This window comes from Enterobacter sp. SCRI0065, from assembly GCF_059766475.1.
Window position 1 is genome coordinate 898,005 of sequence record NZ_JCBAJB010000001.1, and the last position, 13,657, is coordinate 911,661.

The 13,657-nt window shown below is 52.1% G+C and carries 13 protein-coding genes; 11 read left to right on the forward strand and 2 right to left on the reverse strand.

From position 1 onward, the window contains the following. Positions 1 to 52: 52 nt before the first annotated feature. Entirely contained in the window at positions 53 to 1,030 is a 978-nt protein-coding gene (locus AC6EMZ_RS04335) for a LysR family transcriptional regulator (RefSeq protein WP_498401162.1), read from the forward strand. Between the two features lie 45 nt (positions 1,031 to 1,075). Here AC6EMZ_RS04335 and rne read toward each other — a convergent pair whose 3' ends face one another. Then, entirely contained in the window at positions 1,076 to 4,237 is a 3,162-nt protein-coding gene (rne, locus tag AC6EMZ_RS04340; protein ID WP_498401163.1) for a ribonuclease E, read from the reverse strand. A 571-nt stretch (positions 4,238 to 4,808) separates the two neighbouring features. Here rne and rluC point away from each other — a divergent pair. After that, positions 4,809 to 5,756 carry a 23S rRNA pseudouridine(955/2504/2580) synthase RluC gene (rluC, locus tag AC6EMZ_RS04345; RefSeq protein ID WP_498401164.1) on the forward strand — a complete coding sequence of 316 codons (948 nt, stop codon included), beginning with the start codon at positions 4,809 to 4,811 and terminating at the stop codon, positions 5,754 to 5,756. A 40-nt stretch (positions 5,757 to 5,796) separates the two neighbouring features. Here the strand turns inward: rluC and AC6EMZ_RS04350 are convergent, their stop codons facing one another. Next, entirely contained in the window at positions 5,797 to 6,381 is a 585-nt protein-coding gene (locus AC6EMZ_RS04350; protein ID WP_498401165.1) for a Maf family protein, read from the reverse strand. A gap of 140 nt (positions 6,382 to 6,521) precedes the next feature. Here AC6EMZ_RS04350 and yceD point away from each other — a divergent pair, with 140 nt between their 5' ends. From yceD to pabC, 9 genes are all read left to right on the forward strand, one after another. Continuing rightward, positions 6,522 to 7,043 carry a 23S rRNA accumulation protein YceD gene (gene yceD / locus AC6EMZ_RS04355; RefSeq protein WP_498401166.1) on the forward strand — a complete coding sequence of 174 codons (522 nt, stop codon included), beginning with the start codon at positions 6,522 to 6,524 and terminating at the stop codon, positions 7,041 to 7,043. Between the two features lie 16 nt (positions 7,044 to 7,059). Beyond that, positions 7,060 to 7,233, forward strand: coding sequence for a 50S ribosomal protein L32 (rpmF, locus tag AC6EMZ_RS04360; RefSeq protein ID WP_106992734.1), 174 nt, complete (start codon positions 7,060 to 7,062; stop codon positions 7,231 to 7,233). A gap of 80 nt (positions 7,234 to 7,313) precedes the next feature. Then, a complete protein-coding gene (gene plsX / locus AC6EMZ_RS04365) occupies positions 7,314 to 8,348 on the forward strand; it encodes a phosphate acyltransferase PlsX (RefSeq protein WP_498401167.1) in 1,035 nt (344 codons plus the stop codon). A 6-nt stretch (positions 8,349 to 8,354) separates the two neighbouring features. Continuing rightward, a complete protein-coding gene (locus AC6EMZ_RS04370; protein ID WP_498401168.1) occupies positions 8,355 to 9,308 on the forward strand; it encodes a beta-ketoacyl-ACP synthase III in 954 nt (317 codons plus the stop codon). Positions 9,309 to 9,321: 13 nt separating this feature from the next. Then, on the forward strand, positions 9,322 to 10,251 hold the full coding sequence (gene fabD / locus AC6EMZ_RS04375; protein WP_498401169.1) for an ACP S-malonyltransferase: 930 nt from the start codon (positions 9,322 to 9,324) through the stop codon (positions 10,249 to 10,251). Positions 10,252 to 10,263: 12 nt separating this feature from the next. Further along, entirely contained in the window at positions 10,264 to 10,998 is a 735-nt protein-coding gene (gene fabG, locus AC6EMZ_RS04380; protein ID WP_498401170.1) for a 3-oxoacyl-ACP reductase FabG, read from the forward strand. Between the two features lie 154 nt (positions 10,999 to 11,152). Continuing rightward, a complete protein-coding gene (gene acpP / locus AC6EMZ_RS04385; protein WP_003857954.1) occupies positions 11,153 to 11,389 on the forward strand; it encodes an acyl carrier protein in 237 nt (78 codons plus the stop codon). A gap of 91 nt (positions 11,390 to 11,480) precedes the next feature. Next, positions 11,481 to 12,722 carry a beta-ketoacyl-ACP synthase II gene (gene fabF, locus AC6EMZ_RS04390; protein ID WP_498401172.1) on the forward strand — a complete coding sequence of 414 codons (1,242 nt, stop codon included), beginning with the start codon at positions 11,481 to 11,483 and terminating at the stop codon, positions 12,720 to 12,722. Positions 12,723 to 12,845: 123 nt separating this feature from the next. Further along, positions 12,846 to 13,655 carry an aminodeoxychorismate lyase gene (gene pabC / locus AC6EMZ_RS04395; RefSeq protein ID WP_498401173.1) on the forward strand — a complete coding sequence of 270 codons (810 nt, stop codon included), beginning with the start codon at positions 12,846 to 12,848 and terminating at the stop codon, positions 13,653 to 13,655. Positions 13,656 to 13,657: the final 2 nt, after the last annotated feature.

Below are 13,657 nucleotides of genomic sequence, written 5' to 3' on the forward strand. Positions count from 1 at the left end.
CTTGGAGTAAGGCTATTTTTTCGCATTTCACCTTGTTCCGGTAGCCAGCGAGATGGTAAAACGCCTATACGTTAAACGTATAGCAATGATAAAAATGAAAAGAACCGAGCGTATAGACAGGGTGGAACTGATGCGGACATTTGTTCGTATCGTGGAATCCGGGTCATTGTCGGCAGCGGCAAGACAAATGAATACGACACAGGCGACGGTCAGCCGACGTTTACAGTCTCTTGAGTCATTACTCGACGTACGTTTGTTGCTGAGAACCACACACGCCACGAAGCTAACGGATGACGGTGAACGTTGCTATCAGCACGCCAGGCGTGTGATTGACAGCTGGCTGGCGCTTGAAGATGAGGTAGGAAAGTCGGAAGAGGAGCCGGTCGGAACGCTTCGCGTGCGCGCGCCGCATGCTTTCGGCCAGGAACAGCTTCTTTCACCGCTGACGCACTTTTTACAACGTTATCCGAATCTTAGCGTCGAATGGATGCTTAATGATAAATCGGTCGATTTTCTTAGCGATAACATTGACTGCGCGATCCGCGTAGGAGCCGAGATCGATCCCGCTACCGTTTCGGTATTGCTGGCGGAAGTCCCGCGCTGCGTCGTGGCCTCGCCCGCGTTGTTATCGCAATTTGCCCCTATCATCCACCCACAGGATCTGAACGCACTGCCGTGGATTGCACTCAATACGTTTTATCGCCAGCATATCGATCTGTTCGAGGATGCCTCATTGCAGCCCGAGCGCGTGGCGATTTCGCCTCGTTTGAGTACTGACAGTTTGTATGTCGCACGAAACACGGCCCTGACAGGGCTCGGCGTGGCGGCAGTATCAAGCTGGACGGTAGAGGAGGATATCCGTGAAGGCAGGCTGGTGCACGTGTTACCTGAATGGCAGCCCGCGCCGCTACCGGTGCATCTTGTTTATCCGTGGTCTCGCTATTATCCCGCGCGATTACGGCGGTTTCTGGAGATGATGCGAGAGGTGATGCCGCAAATATCCGGAATGCGAAAGCCGGAGAGGCCATAATAAAAAAGCCGACCATTTAGGTCGGCTTTTCACTATGCCAGTGATTTACTCAGCTGGTTGAGGACGGGTTGCTGGTGCAGTCGCCTGATGCGTTGCACTGTGACCACCCGCTGAACCTTTGCCGTCGAAATCGAACGCAGGGCGTACCCAGTCGCTTTGACGCGGGGTTTCTGGCTCGTATTCCGGGGCTGGCGCACGCGTCATCGGTGCTGTCGCGTTATGTCTTTCAACGACTGCTGCAATGACAGGCTGCGGCTTCACTTCCGGCTCCAGTTGCTCGACAACGACCGGGGCGGGCTCTTCAGTTTCTGTTTCGGCTTGTGGTACAGCTTCAACTTCAACCTCAACCTCAGCGATCGCTTCAACAACGTCTTCCGTTGCCGCTTCAACCGGCGCAGCAGGCTCGGCCGCTTCAGCGACTTTCTCAGCAACGACAGTATCTTCCTGTGCGATGACCTCAGGTTGAGCATCAACCGGGGCAGCAATCACTTCAGGATGCGTGGTTTCAACCGCAACCGTTTCAACCGCCTGCGGCTCAATGACCACAGCTTGCGGCTCAACAACGGTAACAGCCTCAGCGATGTCTACCGGTGCAACAGCAATAGTCTCAACGTTCTCAGGAGCATTATTCAGCTCTTCAAACGGCTGATCCTGAACACGAGCAACAGGGTAGCGGATCCACACTTTACCCGATGCCATTTCTGGTGACGCGCAGGCCACTGTCATTGGCATTGGAGATTGGGTCGGATAACGCTCGTCACGATAACGACGACGACGCTGGCCGCTGACGCGCAGATGACGTGGAGAACGACGGGAGCGACGCGGCATTCCGTTGTTGTCACGTGCTTCACTGTGGTCGTCCTGCTCAGGTGCTGTTTCAACAACAGCAGGCAGATCCAGTTTCGCCAGTTGCTTGTTCTGCTCGACTTGAACCGTAGGCTCAGGGATCTCGACAGGCGCTTGTTCAGTCTGCTCTGATTCATAGCGGACTTTCTGCGACAGTTGACGCTGCTTACGGCGCGGCATCACCTGGACACGTTCTTCCTGTTCGATTTCCTGCTCTGGCTGCTCTTCAAGAACAACTGGCTTAACTTCTGGCTGTTGTGCCTGACGCTTATCATCGTTACGACGACGGTTACGTTCACGACGCGGTTGCTGTTCGTCTTGCTGTGCCGGTTTTTCAGCAGCATCGCTGACCGGTTGACGAACTTCGCGGTTTTCCGCATTCTGCTGCGGTTTTTCGCGACGATTGCGACGGTTGTCTTCGCGTGTTTCACGACCTTCGTTATTGTCCGAACGGTTGTCACGATTATCGCGATTGTCACGATTATCGCGGTTGTCACGGCGGTCATTACGGTCGTTACGATCGCGGCGATTGTTCTGACGCTTACGGCGATCCTGCTGACGTTCTTGTTTCTCTTCTTTCGGCACAACCTTCGGCTGTTCCGGTTGGACTTCTTCACCAGCGAACATTTTCTTCAGCGCACTAAAGAAACGGCTCAGCAGACCAGGTTCAGTCGACCCTGGTTTATCGCCCGTTGGCGCTTTCTGCTCTACAGGTTTAGTAGCTGTTTTTTCAATAACAGGTTCTGGTGGCGCTTCAGGCATTATGAAGGTGGCCAGAGCAGGCTGCTCAGGAAGTTTACGTTCAGCAGGTTCTTCATCAGATGGCATTGCCATCTCTTCTTCATGCAGCTTAGGCAGCAGGTAGCTGAGCGTTGATGTCTCTTCGCCTTTACGCACGCGCAGTACGGAGTAGTGCGGCGTTTGCATCTGATCGTTTGGCACGACGATACAACGCACGCCACCCTGACGCGCTTCAATAGCACTCACTGCTGCACGTTTTTCGTTCAGCAGGTAGGATGCAACAGGAACCGGAACGATGGCGTGAACTTCTTTGGTGTTCTCTTTCAGGGCTTCTTCTTCGATGAGGCGCAGGATTGAGAGCGACAGAGATTCGTTATCACGCACGGTGCCAGTACCGCTACAGCGCGGGCAAACGTGATGGCTGGATTCACCCAGTGACGGGCTAAGACGCTGACGCGACATTTCCAGCAGACCAAAACGAGAAATGTGGCTGATCTGGATACGTGCGCGATCCTGACGGACGGCTTCACGCAGACGGTTTTCAACCGCACGCTGGTGGCGTACTGGCGTCATGTCGATAAAGTCGATAACGATCAAGCCACCCAGGTCACGCAAACGTAACTGACGAGCAATCTCGTCTGCTGCTTCCAGATTGGTATTGAAGGCCGTTTCTTCGATATCACCGCCGCGGGTTGCGCGTGCGGAGTTGATGTCGATAGCGGTCAGCGCTTCGGTTGAATCGATAACGATAGAGCCGCCAGAGGGAAGACGCACTTCACGCTGGAAGGCAGATTCGATTTGCGACTCAATTTGATAGTGGCTGAACAACGGGATTTCGCCGGTGTACAGTTTGATTTTGCTGGTGAAGTCTGGACGACCCAATGCGGCGATATGCTGGCGAGCCAGCTCAAGCACTTTCGGGTTATCAATCAGAATTTCGCCAATGTCCTGACGCAGGTAATCACGGAAAGCACGAACGATAACGTTGCTTTCCTGGTGAATCAGGAACGGAGCAGGGCGGTTTTCTGCTGCTTTCTGGATAGCTTCCCAGTGCTTCAGACGGAACCCTAAGTCCCACTGCAACGCTTCGGCAGATTTGCCTACGCCTGCGGTACGGACAATTAAGCCCATGCCTTCAGGGAGTTCAAGGCTTGCCAACGCTTCTTTCAGCTCGGTACGGTCATCGCCTTCAATGCGGCGAGAGATACCACCCGCACGCGGGTTGTTTGGCATCAGTACCAGATAGCTTCCCGCCAGGCTGATAAAGGTAGTTAGCGCAGCACCTTTATTGCCGCGTTCTTCTTTATCAATCTGAACAATGACTTCCTGGCCTTCGCGCAGCACATCTTTGATGTTCGGACGACCATGGGAGTTGTAGTTAGAAGGGAAATATTCGCGGGCAATTTCTTTAAGAGGCAGGAAACCGTGACGCTCAGCGCCATAATCGACGAAAGCGGCTTCAAGACTTGGTTCAATGCGGGTGATTTTACCTTTGTAAATGTTCGCTTTTTTCTGTTCGTGTCCAGGACTTTCGATATCCAGATCGTACAGACGCTGCCCATCCACAAGGGCGACACGCAACTCTTCTTGCTGAGTTGCGTTGATTAACATTCTTTTCATCGTAACTTACTCATTATTCTTACATTGACGACTAAGCTGCGGGCAAGGTGACGCTTTCCGGGGTATGAACCGATGGCCTCGTGACTATTGACGTCGCCAACCTCACGGTTGTCGCTCGCTTAAGAGGCGCAAAGTGTCGGTTGCCTGTGTTTCATACGAAAACACCGCGCGATTATCAGGGGAACAGCCTCGGAACACTCTCCAGAGAAGATTCCATTTACCGGTAAGTACTGCAACCCGCAGCCCGCTAACTGTCTGAAAGATCAATACGTCTTACGCCATTGCTGCGTGGATGATCGGTCAGACAAAATGGGTCATTCCGTTGTTATCCTTACAAAACCCGGATTTAACACGGAAAACGACTTCATTATTCCATTGCTAACCCGGTTATAGCAAGATGACTTTTACCAATTATCACCCGGTTACTCACAGTTTCTTCACTTCTGATGAGGTGATTGATTCATAAACCACCAAATCGATTGCGTAAAGAGAAAGCAAGCCGGGCAGAAGTAAATATAAGCATAGAAAAATGAGTGGCGCTAATGCGTGACGATATTTAGAATCGCCAACCATGAAAACAGAGACTCCATCCGTAAAAATGGTTGCTATCGCAGATGATGACGCGGGGCAACGAATCGACAACTTTTTGCGCACCCATTTAAAAGGTGTTCCAAAGAGTATGATTTATCGCATCTTGCGTAAGGGCGAGGTGCGGGTAAACAAAAAACGCGTGAAGCCAGAGTACAAACTGGAAGCAGGCGATGAAGTGCGTATCCCCCCAGTCCGTGTTGCTGAACGCGAAGAGGAGACGGTGTCGCCGCATCTGAACAAAGTCGCTGCGCTAACGGATGCCATCTTGTATGAAGACGATCATATTCTGGTGCTGAATAAACCCTCTGGCACGGCGGTGCATGGCGGCAGTGGTTTAAGCTTTGGCGTTATCGAAGGTCTTCGCGCGTTGCGCCCGGAAGCCCGCTTCCTTGAGCTGGTGCATCGTCTTGACCGTGATACTTCCGGCATATTGCTGGTAGCAAAAAAACGTTCTGCTTTACGTTCTTTGCACGAGCAGTTGCGCGAAAAAGGCATGCAAAAAGATTATCTGGCGTTAGTGCGCGGTCAATGGCAATCCCATGTGAAAGTCGTGCAGGCACCCTTGCTGAAAAATATTTTGCAAAGCGGTGAGCGTATTGTGCGCGTTAACAGCGAAGGCAAGCCTTCGGAGACGCGTTTTAAAGTGGAAGAGCGCTACGAGTTTGCCACGCTCGTACGCTGTAGTCCGGTGACCGGGCGTACGCATCAGATTCGCGTCCACACGCAACATGCGGGTCATCCGATTGCGTTTGACGACCGTTATGGCGATCGTGAATTTGATAAGCAGCTGGCCAGAACCGGGTTATCTCGCCTGTTTCTCCATGCCGCAGCACTGAAATTCACCCATCCTGGAACGGGCGAAGTCATGCGCGTGGAAGCGCCACTGGATAAACAGTTAAAGCGCTGTCTTAACGTTTTACGCGGGTAAACTCAGGCCGGGTGACATTGCGCTTACCCGGCCTATCACATCAGACCATCAACGGATTGAAATCTTCCCGGCGTAGCATTTGGCACAGGGCAATTAACGGCAATCCGACCAGCGTATTAGGATCGCGACCGTCCAGCTTTTCAAATAACGCGATGCCCAACCCCTCACTTTTAAAGCTGCCAGCGCAGTTCAGCGGGCGCTCTTTACGCACGTAATCATCAATTTCCTGTTCGCTAAGATGGCGGAAGTGCACGTCGAAGGGTTCACACTCGGTTTGTAGATGGCCCGTAGCGGAGTTATAAAGTGCCAATCCGGTATAGAAGGTCACGATAGAACCGCGTGCTTTCATTAATTGCAGGCGCGCATTTTCCTCGCTGTGTGGCTTTCCGGTGATTTCACCATCCAATACGCACACCTGATCAGAACCTATAATCAGATGATTGGGATAACGTTTGGCAAGACTTTGTGCTTTTTCTTGCGCGAGACGCAAAACCAAATGGCGTGGCGATTCAGCAGGTTGTGGCGTTTCGTCAGTGACAGGTGCAGCGCATTCGAACGGTATGCCCAGTTTCTCTAGCAGCGCTCGGCGGTAGGGCGAAGTGGAAGCAAGGATGAGATTTTGCATATTTTTATCACCAGATATAGCGTATCGATGCCAGCCATTTTAAACTACAGGCCGCAATGTGTGCGAATAATTGGCAAAAGGCAGCTCTGGTTGCCTTTTTCTTTGACTCTATGACGTTACAAAGTTAATATGCGCGCCCTATGCAAAAGGTAAAATTACCCCTGACTCTTGATCCGGTTCGTACGGCTCAAAAACGCCTCGATTACGAAGGTATTTATACTCGTGATCAGGCTGAGCGTATCGCCGCATCTGTGGTCAGTGTGGACACTGATATTGAATGCTCCATATCGTTCGCTATCGATAACCAGCGCCTTGCCGTTTTAACCGGTGATGCAAAGGTGACGGTAACGCTCGAATGCCAGCGTTGCGGGAAACCGATCATACGTCATGTCCACACAACATATTGTTTCAGTCCGGTTCGTTCAGACGAGCAGGCTGAGGCACTCCCGGGAGCGTATGAACCGATTGAGGTTAACGAATTCGGTGAAATCGATCTGCTTGCAGTGGTAGAGGATGAAGTGATCCTCGCCTTGCCGGTAGTCCCGGTGCATGATTCTGAACACTGTGAAGTGTCCGAGGCGGACATGGTCTTTGGTGAATTGCCTGAAGAAGCGCAAAAGCCAAACCCATTTGCCGTATTAGCCAGTTTAAAGCGTAAGTAATTAAGGAGTAAGGTCCATGGCCGTACAACAGAACAAACCAACCCGTTCCAAACGTGGCATGCGTCGTTCCCATGACGCGCTGACTGCAGTTACCAGCCTGTCTGTAGACAAGACTTCTGGTGAGCAACACCTGCGTCACCACATCACTGCCGACGGTTTCTACCGTGGCCGCAAGGTAATCACTAAGTAATCACGCGAAAGCGTGATGAGGCTTAGTGAGGATTTCCCCGCGAAAGCGGGGAATACACCAAACCAGGCAGCGAAGATACCTTGACACGTCTAACCCTGGCGTTAGATGTCATGGGAGGAGATTTCGGGCCTTCCGTGACAGTGCCTGCAGCATTGCAGGCACTGAATTCTAATTCGCAACTCACACTTCTTTTAGTCGGCAATCCCGACGCAATCACGCCATTACTCGCAAAAGCTGACTTCGAACAACGTTCGCGTCTGCAGATTATTCCTGCGCAGTCAGTTATTGCCAGTGATGCCCGGCCGTCGCATGCGATCCGCAATAGTCGCGGAAGCTCAATGCGTATCGCGCTGGAATTGGTAAAAGAAGGGCGGGCAGAGGCCTGCGTCAGCGCCGGTAATACCGGTGCGTTGATGGGCCTGGCTAAATTAATGCTCAAACCCATTGATGGTATTGAGCGCCCTGCGCTGGTGACGGTTCTGCCGCATCAACAAAAGGGCAAAACCGTGGTGCTTGATTTGGGGGCTAACGTCGACTGTGATAGTACGATGTTGGCCCAGTTTGCCGTGATGGGCTCGGTGCTGGCAGAAGAAGTGGTCGGTATCCCAAATCCCCGCGTGGCGTTGCTTAACATCGGTGAAGAAGAGACCAAGGGTCTGGATAGCATTCGCGATGCAGCAGAATTGCTAAAATCCGTACCCTCGATCAACTATATTGGTTATCTTGAAGCCAATGAATTGTTGACCGGCAAGACTGATGTTCTGGTTTGTGATGGTTTTACTGGCAACGTGACGTTAAAAACGATGGAAGGGGTCGTGAGGATGTTCCTTTCGCTGCTCAAATCGCAGAATGAAGGTAAAAAAACGTCCTGGTGGCTGATTTTATTAAAGCGGTGGGTGCAAAAAAGCCTGATGCGGCGATTCAGTCACCTCAACCCCGACCAGTATAATGGCGCCTGTCTGTTAGGATTGCGCGGCACGGTGATTAAGAGTCATGGTGCTGCCAATCAGCGAGCGTTTGCCGTCGCCATTGAACAGGCAGTGCAGGCGGTGCAGCGACAAGTCCCCCAGCGGATTGCCGCTCGCCTGGAATCTGTATTAGCAAAAAGTGACTGAGCGTACATGTATACGAAGATTTTAGGTACCGGCAGTTTCCTGCCAAAACAAGTGCGTAGTAACGCCGATCTGGAAAAAATGGTAGATACATCTGACGAGTGGATTGTCACGCGCACAGGTATCCGTGAACGTCGCATCGCCGCGCCAAACGAAACTGTTGCTACGATGGGTTACGAAGCGGGTCTCCAGGCTCTGGACATGGCTGGCGTTGATAAAGAAGATATTGGTCTGATTGTTGTTGCGACCACCTCTTCAACGCATGCGTTCCCGAGCGCTGCCTGCCAGATTCAGGGCATGTTGGGTATTAAAGGCTGCCCGGCGTTTGACGTTGCTGCTGCATGCGCAGGTTTTACCTATGCGCTGAGCATTGCCGATCAGTATGTGAAATCCGGTGCCGTTAAATATGCGCTGGTGATTGGCGCAGACGTGCTTGCACGCACCTGTAACCCAGAAGATCGCGGCACGATTATTATTTTTGGTGATGGCGCTGGCGCTGTACTGTTAGGTCAGTCAGAAGAGCAGGGCATCATCTCCACGCACTTGCATGCTGACGGGAGCTACGGCGAATTGCTGACGCTGCCAAATGCCGATCGCGTGAACCCAGATAACTCCATCTTCCTGACAATGGCAGGCAACGAAGTCTTCAAAGTGGCCGTGACCGAACTGGCGCACATTGTTGATGAGACGCTCGAAGCCAACAATCTGGATCGCTCGGCGCTCGACTGGCTGGTTCCGCATCAGGCGAACCTGCGTATTATTAGCGCCACGGCGAAAAAGCTGGGTATGTCGATGGATAACGTGGTGGTGACGCTCGATCGTCATGGCAACACTTCTGCGGCATCGGTACCTTGCGCATTTGATGAAGCGGTACGCGATGGACGAATTAAACGAGGCCAACTGGTCTTGCTTGAGGCCTTTGGTGGCGGTTTCACCTGGGGTTCTGCGCTGGTTCGTTTCTAATTAAGGATTAAAAATGACGCAATTTGCTTTCGTATTCCCAGGTCAGGGTTCTCAGGCGGTTGGGATGTTGTCTGGTTTAGCGGCAAACTACCCTATTATCGAAGAGACTTTCCGTGAAGCTTCTGATGCGCTGGGTTATGATCTTTGGACGTTGACGCAGCAAGGGCCAGCAGAAGAGCTGAACAAAACCTGGCAGACGCAACCTGCGCTGCTTACGGCTTCCGTTGCGCTGTGGCGTGTGTGGCAGCAACAGGGCGGGAAAGCACCAGTGCTGTTGGCGGGTCACAGTCTGGGAGAATATTCTGCGCTGGTTTGTGCGGGCGTCATTGCCTTTGCAGACGCTGTACGCCTGGTCGAAATGCGCGGTAAATTCATGCAGGAAGCGGTGCCGGAAGGTACAGGTGCGATGTCTGCTATTATCGGTCTGGACGATGCTTCGATTGCGAAAGCGTGTGAAGATTCGGCAGAAGGCCAGGTGGTTTCTCCGGTCAACTTTAACTCTCCGGGCCAGGTGGTTATCGCGGGCAACAAAGAAGCCGTTGAACGTGCTGGTGCAGCGTGTAAAGCCGCTGGCGCCAAACGCGCGCTGCCGCTGCCTGTCAGTGTACCGTCCCACTGTGCGTTGATGAAACCCGCAGCAGAGAAGCTGGCCGTTGAGCTGCAAAAAATGACTTTCAGCACGCCAACGATTCCTGTAGTGAATAACGTTGACGTGAAATGTGAAACCGCGCCAGAAGCCATTCGTGACGCGCTGGTTCGCCAGCTTTATAGCCCAGTGCAATGGACCAAAACCGTTGAGTTTATGGCCTCGCAGGGCGTTGAGCATCTTTATGAAGCCGGCCCAGGAAAAGTGCTGACCGGTCTGACGAAGCGTATTGTTGACACCCTGACAGCATCGGCCATTAACGAGCCAGAAGCGCTGTCAGCGGCACTCTCGCAATAAAAGAGGAAAGCCATGAGTTTTGAAGGAAAAATCGCGCTGGTAACGGGTGCAAGCCGCGGTATCGGACGTGCAATCGCTGAAACACTTGTCGCGCGTGGCGCGAAAGTTGTCGGTACGGCAACCAGTGAAAGCGGTGCAAAAGCCATTAGCGAATATTTGGGTGAGAACGGCAAGGGTCTGGTGCTGAATGTGACCGATCCTGCATCTATCGAATCTGTTCTGCAAAATATTCGTGCAGAGTTTGGCGAAGTCGATATTTTGGTAAATAATGCCGGTATCACTCGCGACAACCTGCTGATGCGAATGAAAGATGAAGAGTGGGACGATATTATCGAAACCAACCTGTCATCTGTATTCCGTCTGTCAAAAGCGGTAATGCGAGCTATGATGAAAAAGCGTCATGGTCGTATTATCACTATTGGTTCCGTGGTTGGTACCATGGGAAATGCTGGTCAGGCAAACTACGCTGCGGCGAAAGCGGGTCTGATTGGTTTCAGTAAGTCGTTGGCGCGTGAAATCGCGTCTCGCGGCATTACTGTCAACGTTGTTGCTCCGGGCTTTATTGAAACGGACATGACACGTGCGCTGACTGAAGATCAGCGTGCGGGTACGCTGGCGGCTGTTCCTGCGGGCCGTCTTGGCGACCCTAAAGAGATCGCCAGTGCGGTTGCATTTTTAGCCTCTGACGAAGCGAGTTACATCACTGGTGAGACTCTCCACGTCAACGGCGGAATGTACATGGTTTAATCACGATCGAAAATATTTGCGTTATTAGGGTGAATGGCCTCAGAATAACGCAAAATCGTGGTACGATCTGCCGAGATTTAGTTGCAAATTTTTCAACATTTTATACACTACGAAAACCATCGCGAAAGCGAGTTTTGATAGGAAATTTAAGAGTATGAGCACTATCGAAGAACGCGTTAAGAAAATTATTGGCGAGCAGCTGGGCGTTAAGCAGGAAGAAGTTGTGAACTCCGCTTCCTTCGTTGAAGACCTGGGCGCAGATTCTCTTGACACCGTTGAGCTGGTAATGGCTCTGGAAGAAGAGTTTGACACTGAGATTCCAGACGAAGAAGCTGAGAAAATCACCACCGTTCAGGCTGCCATTGATTACATCAACGGTCACCAGGCGTAAGTGAACATCTCCAGGCGGTCATTCGACCGCCTGAGTTTTATCTTTTTCTTTTCACCCATCTCTTTTATTTATCCCTCCCTGGAGGACATACGTGTCTAAGCGTCGTGTAGTTGTGACCGGACTTGGCATGTTGTCTCCTGTCGGCAATACCGTAGAGTCCACCTGGAAAGCTCTCCTTGCCGGTCAGAGCGGCATCAGCCTAATCGACCATTTCGATACTAGCGCCTATGCAACGAAATTTGCTGGCTTAGTAAAGGATTTTAACTGTGAAGATTTCATCTCGCGTAAAGAACAACGCAAGATGGATGCTTTCATTCAATATGGAATTGTCGCTGGCATTCAGGCCATGCAGGATTCTGGCCTTGAAATAACGGAAGAAAACGCAACCCGTATTGGTGCCGCTATTGGCTCCGGGATTGGCGGTCTTGGTCTAATCGAGGAAAACCATACCTCTTTGGTCAATGGTGGCCCACGTAAGATTAGCCCATTCTTCGTTCCGTCCACGATTGTTAACATGGTGGCGGGTCATTTGACCATCATGTTCGGCCTGCGTGGCCCAAGTATTTCTATCGCGACTGCCTGTACTTCTGGTGTGCATAACATCGGTCAGGCTGCGCGCATTATCGCATATGGCGATGCGGATGCGATGGTTGCAGGTGGTGCTGAAAAAGCCAGTACCCCGCTGGGTGTAGGTGGTTTCGGTGCAGCGCGTGCGCTGTCTACCCGTAACGACAACCCTCAAGCCGCGAGCCGTCCGTGGGATAAAGACCGTGATGGTTTCGTTCTGGGTGACGGTGCTGGCATGATCGTGCTTGAAGAGTACGAACACGCGAAAAAACGCGGTGCGAAAATTTATGCTGAAATCATCGGTTTCGGCATGAGTAGCGATGCGTACCACATGACGTCTCCACCGGAAGATGGTGCGGGTGCCGCACTGGCGATGGTGAACGCTATCCGTGATGCGGGTATCGAGCCGGGCCAGATTGGCTACGTTAACGCCCACGGCACGTCGACCCCTGCGGGCGATAAAGCTGAAACTCAGGCCGTTAAGTCTGTATTTGGTGATGCTGCAAACCGCATTATGGTGAGCTCCACTAAATCCATGACCGGTCACCTGTTGGGTGCAGCGGGTGCAGTAGAATCAATCTACTCCATTCTGGCGCTCCGCGATCAGGCTGTTCCGCCAACCATCAACCTGGATAACCCGGATGAAGGTTGCGATCTGGACTTCGTTCCACACGAGGCTCGTCAGGTCAGCGGTCTGGAATACACACTGTGTAACTCCTTTGGCTTCGGCGGTACTAACGGCTCTTTGATCTTTAAAAAGGTCTGAGTTGAACTGCGCGTCACGCTAGCTAAAAAGGTCCGCTTGTCGGGCCTTTTTTTATTCGGTTTTTTTCCCTTGTTCTGCATAATTCACCCTGCCAAACTATTTGGTCATGCAAAAGGAGCCACCATGTTCTTAATTAATGGCCATAAGCAGGACTCTCTTCCCGCAAACGACAGGGCAGTCCAGTTTGGCGATGGCTGCTTTACCACCGCGCGAATCATTGGCGGTGATGTGTGCTTACTCGCCGCTCATCTTCAGCGCTTGCAGATCGCATGCGAAACACTGCTGATCCCCTTTGTGCATTGGGTTGAACTCGAAAATGAAATGCGTGCAATGGCATCGGGGAATCCACGCGGCGTACTAAAAGTGATTATTAGCCGTGGCAGCGGCGGGCGCGGATATAGCGGAGCCAGTTGCCACCAGCCGACACGAATTCTCAGCGTTTCTACCTATCCTTCGCATTATGACCGCTGGCAAACTGAAGGGATCTCTCTGGCACTTAGCCCTGTGCGCCTGGGTCGGAACCCTATGCTTGCGGGGATAAAACATCTTAATCGGCTTGAGCAGGTTCTCATTCGTACTCATCTTGAGCAGTCAGAAGCGGACGAGGCGCTGGTTCTTGACAGCGAAGGGTTCATTACGGAATGCTGTGCGGCAAATTTATTGTGGCGACAGGGTAACGATGTCTTCACTCCTCGACTCGATCAGGCAGGCGTGAATGGCATCATGCGGCAGTTTTGTTTACAGCATCTGGCACACTCCGGTTTTCGCGTTGTCGAAACTACCGTGGGCGAAGCGGCGTTGTTGACAGCCGATGAGGTTGTCATTTGCAACGCGCTCATGCCCGTCGTGCCGGTACGTGCTTATGGTAAACACGCCTGGTCATCGCGTGAGTTGTACTCGTTTTTAGCCCCACTCTGTGAGCAAACTGGATAGTC

Excerpts from the sequence above, each read along its gene's own strand:
- pabC (WP_498401173.1), top strand. The coding sequence starts at position 12,846 with ATGTTCTTAATTAATGGCCATAAGCAGGACTCTCTTCCCGCAAACGAC.
- fabD (WP_498401169.1), top strand. The coding sequence starts at position 9,322 with ATGACGCAATTTGCTTTCGTATTCCCAGGTCAGGGTTCTCAGGCGGTT.
- AC6EMZ_RS04350 (WP_498401165.1), bottom strand. The coding sequence starts at position 6,381 with ATGCAAAATCTCATCCTTGCTTCCACTTCGCCCTACCGCCGAGCGCTG.
- fabG (WP_498401170.1), top strand. The coding sequence starts at position 10,264 with ATGAGTTTTGAAGGAAAAATCGCGCTGGTAACGGGTGCAAGCCGCGGT.
- rne (WP_498401163.1), bottom strand. The coding sequence starts at position 4,237 with ATGAAAAGAATGTTAATCAACGCAACTCAGCAAGAAGAGTTGCGTGTC.
- AC6EMZ_RS04370 (WP_498401168.1), top strand. The coding sequence starts at position 8,355 with ATGTATACGAAGATTTTAGGTACCGGCAGTTTCCTGCCAAAACAAGTG.
- AC6EMZ_RS04335 (WP_498401162.1), top strand. The coding sequence starts at position 53 with ATGGTAAAACGCCTATACGTTAAACGTATAGCAATGATAAAAATGAAA.
- acpP (WP_003857954.1), top strand. The coding sequence starts at position 11,153 with ATGAGCACTATCGAAGAACGCGTTAAGAAAATTATTGGCGAGCAGCTG.
- rluC (WP_498401164.1), top strand. The coding sequence starts at position 4,809 with ATGAAAACAGAGACTCCATCCGTAAAAATGGTTGCTATCGCAGATGAT.
- rpmF (WP_106992734.1), top strand. The coding sequence starts at position 7,060 with ATGGCCGTACAACAGAACAAACCAACCCGTTCCAAACGTGGCATGCGT.
- yceD (WP_498401166.1), top strand. The coding sequence starts at position 6,522 with ATGCAAAAGGTAAAATTACCCCTGACTCTTGATCCGGTTCGTACGGCT.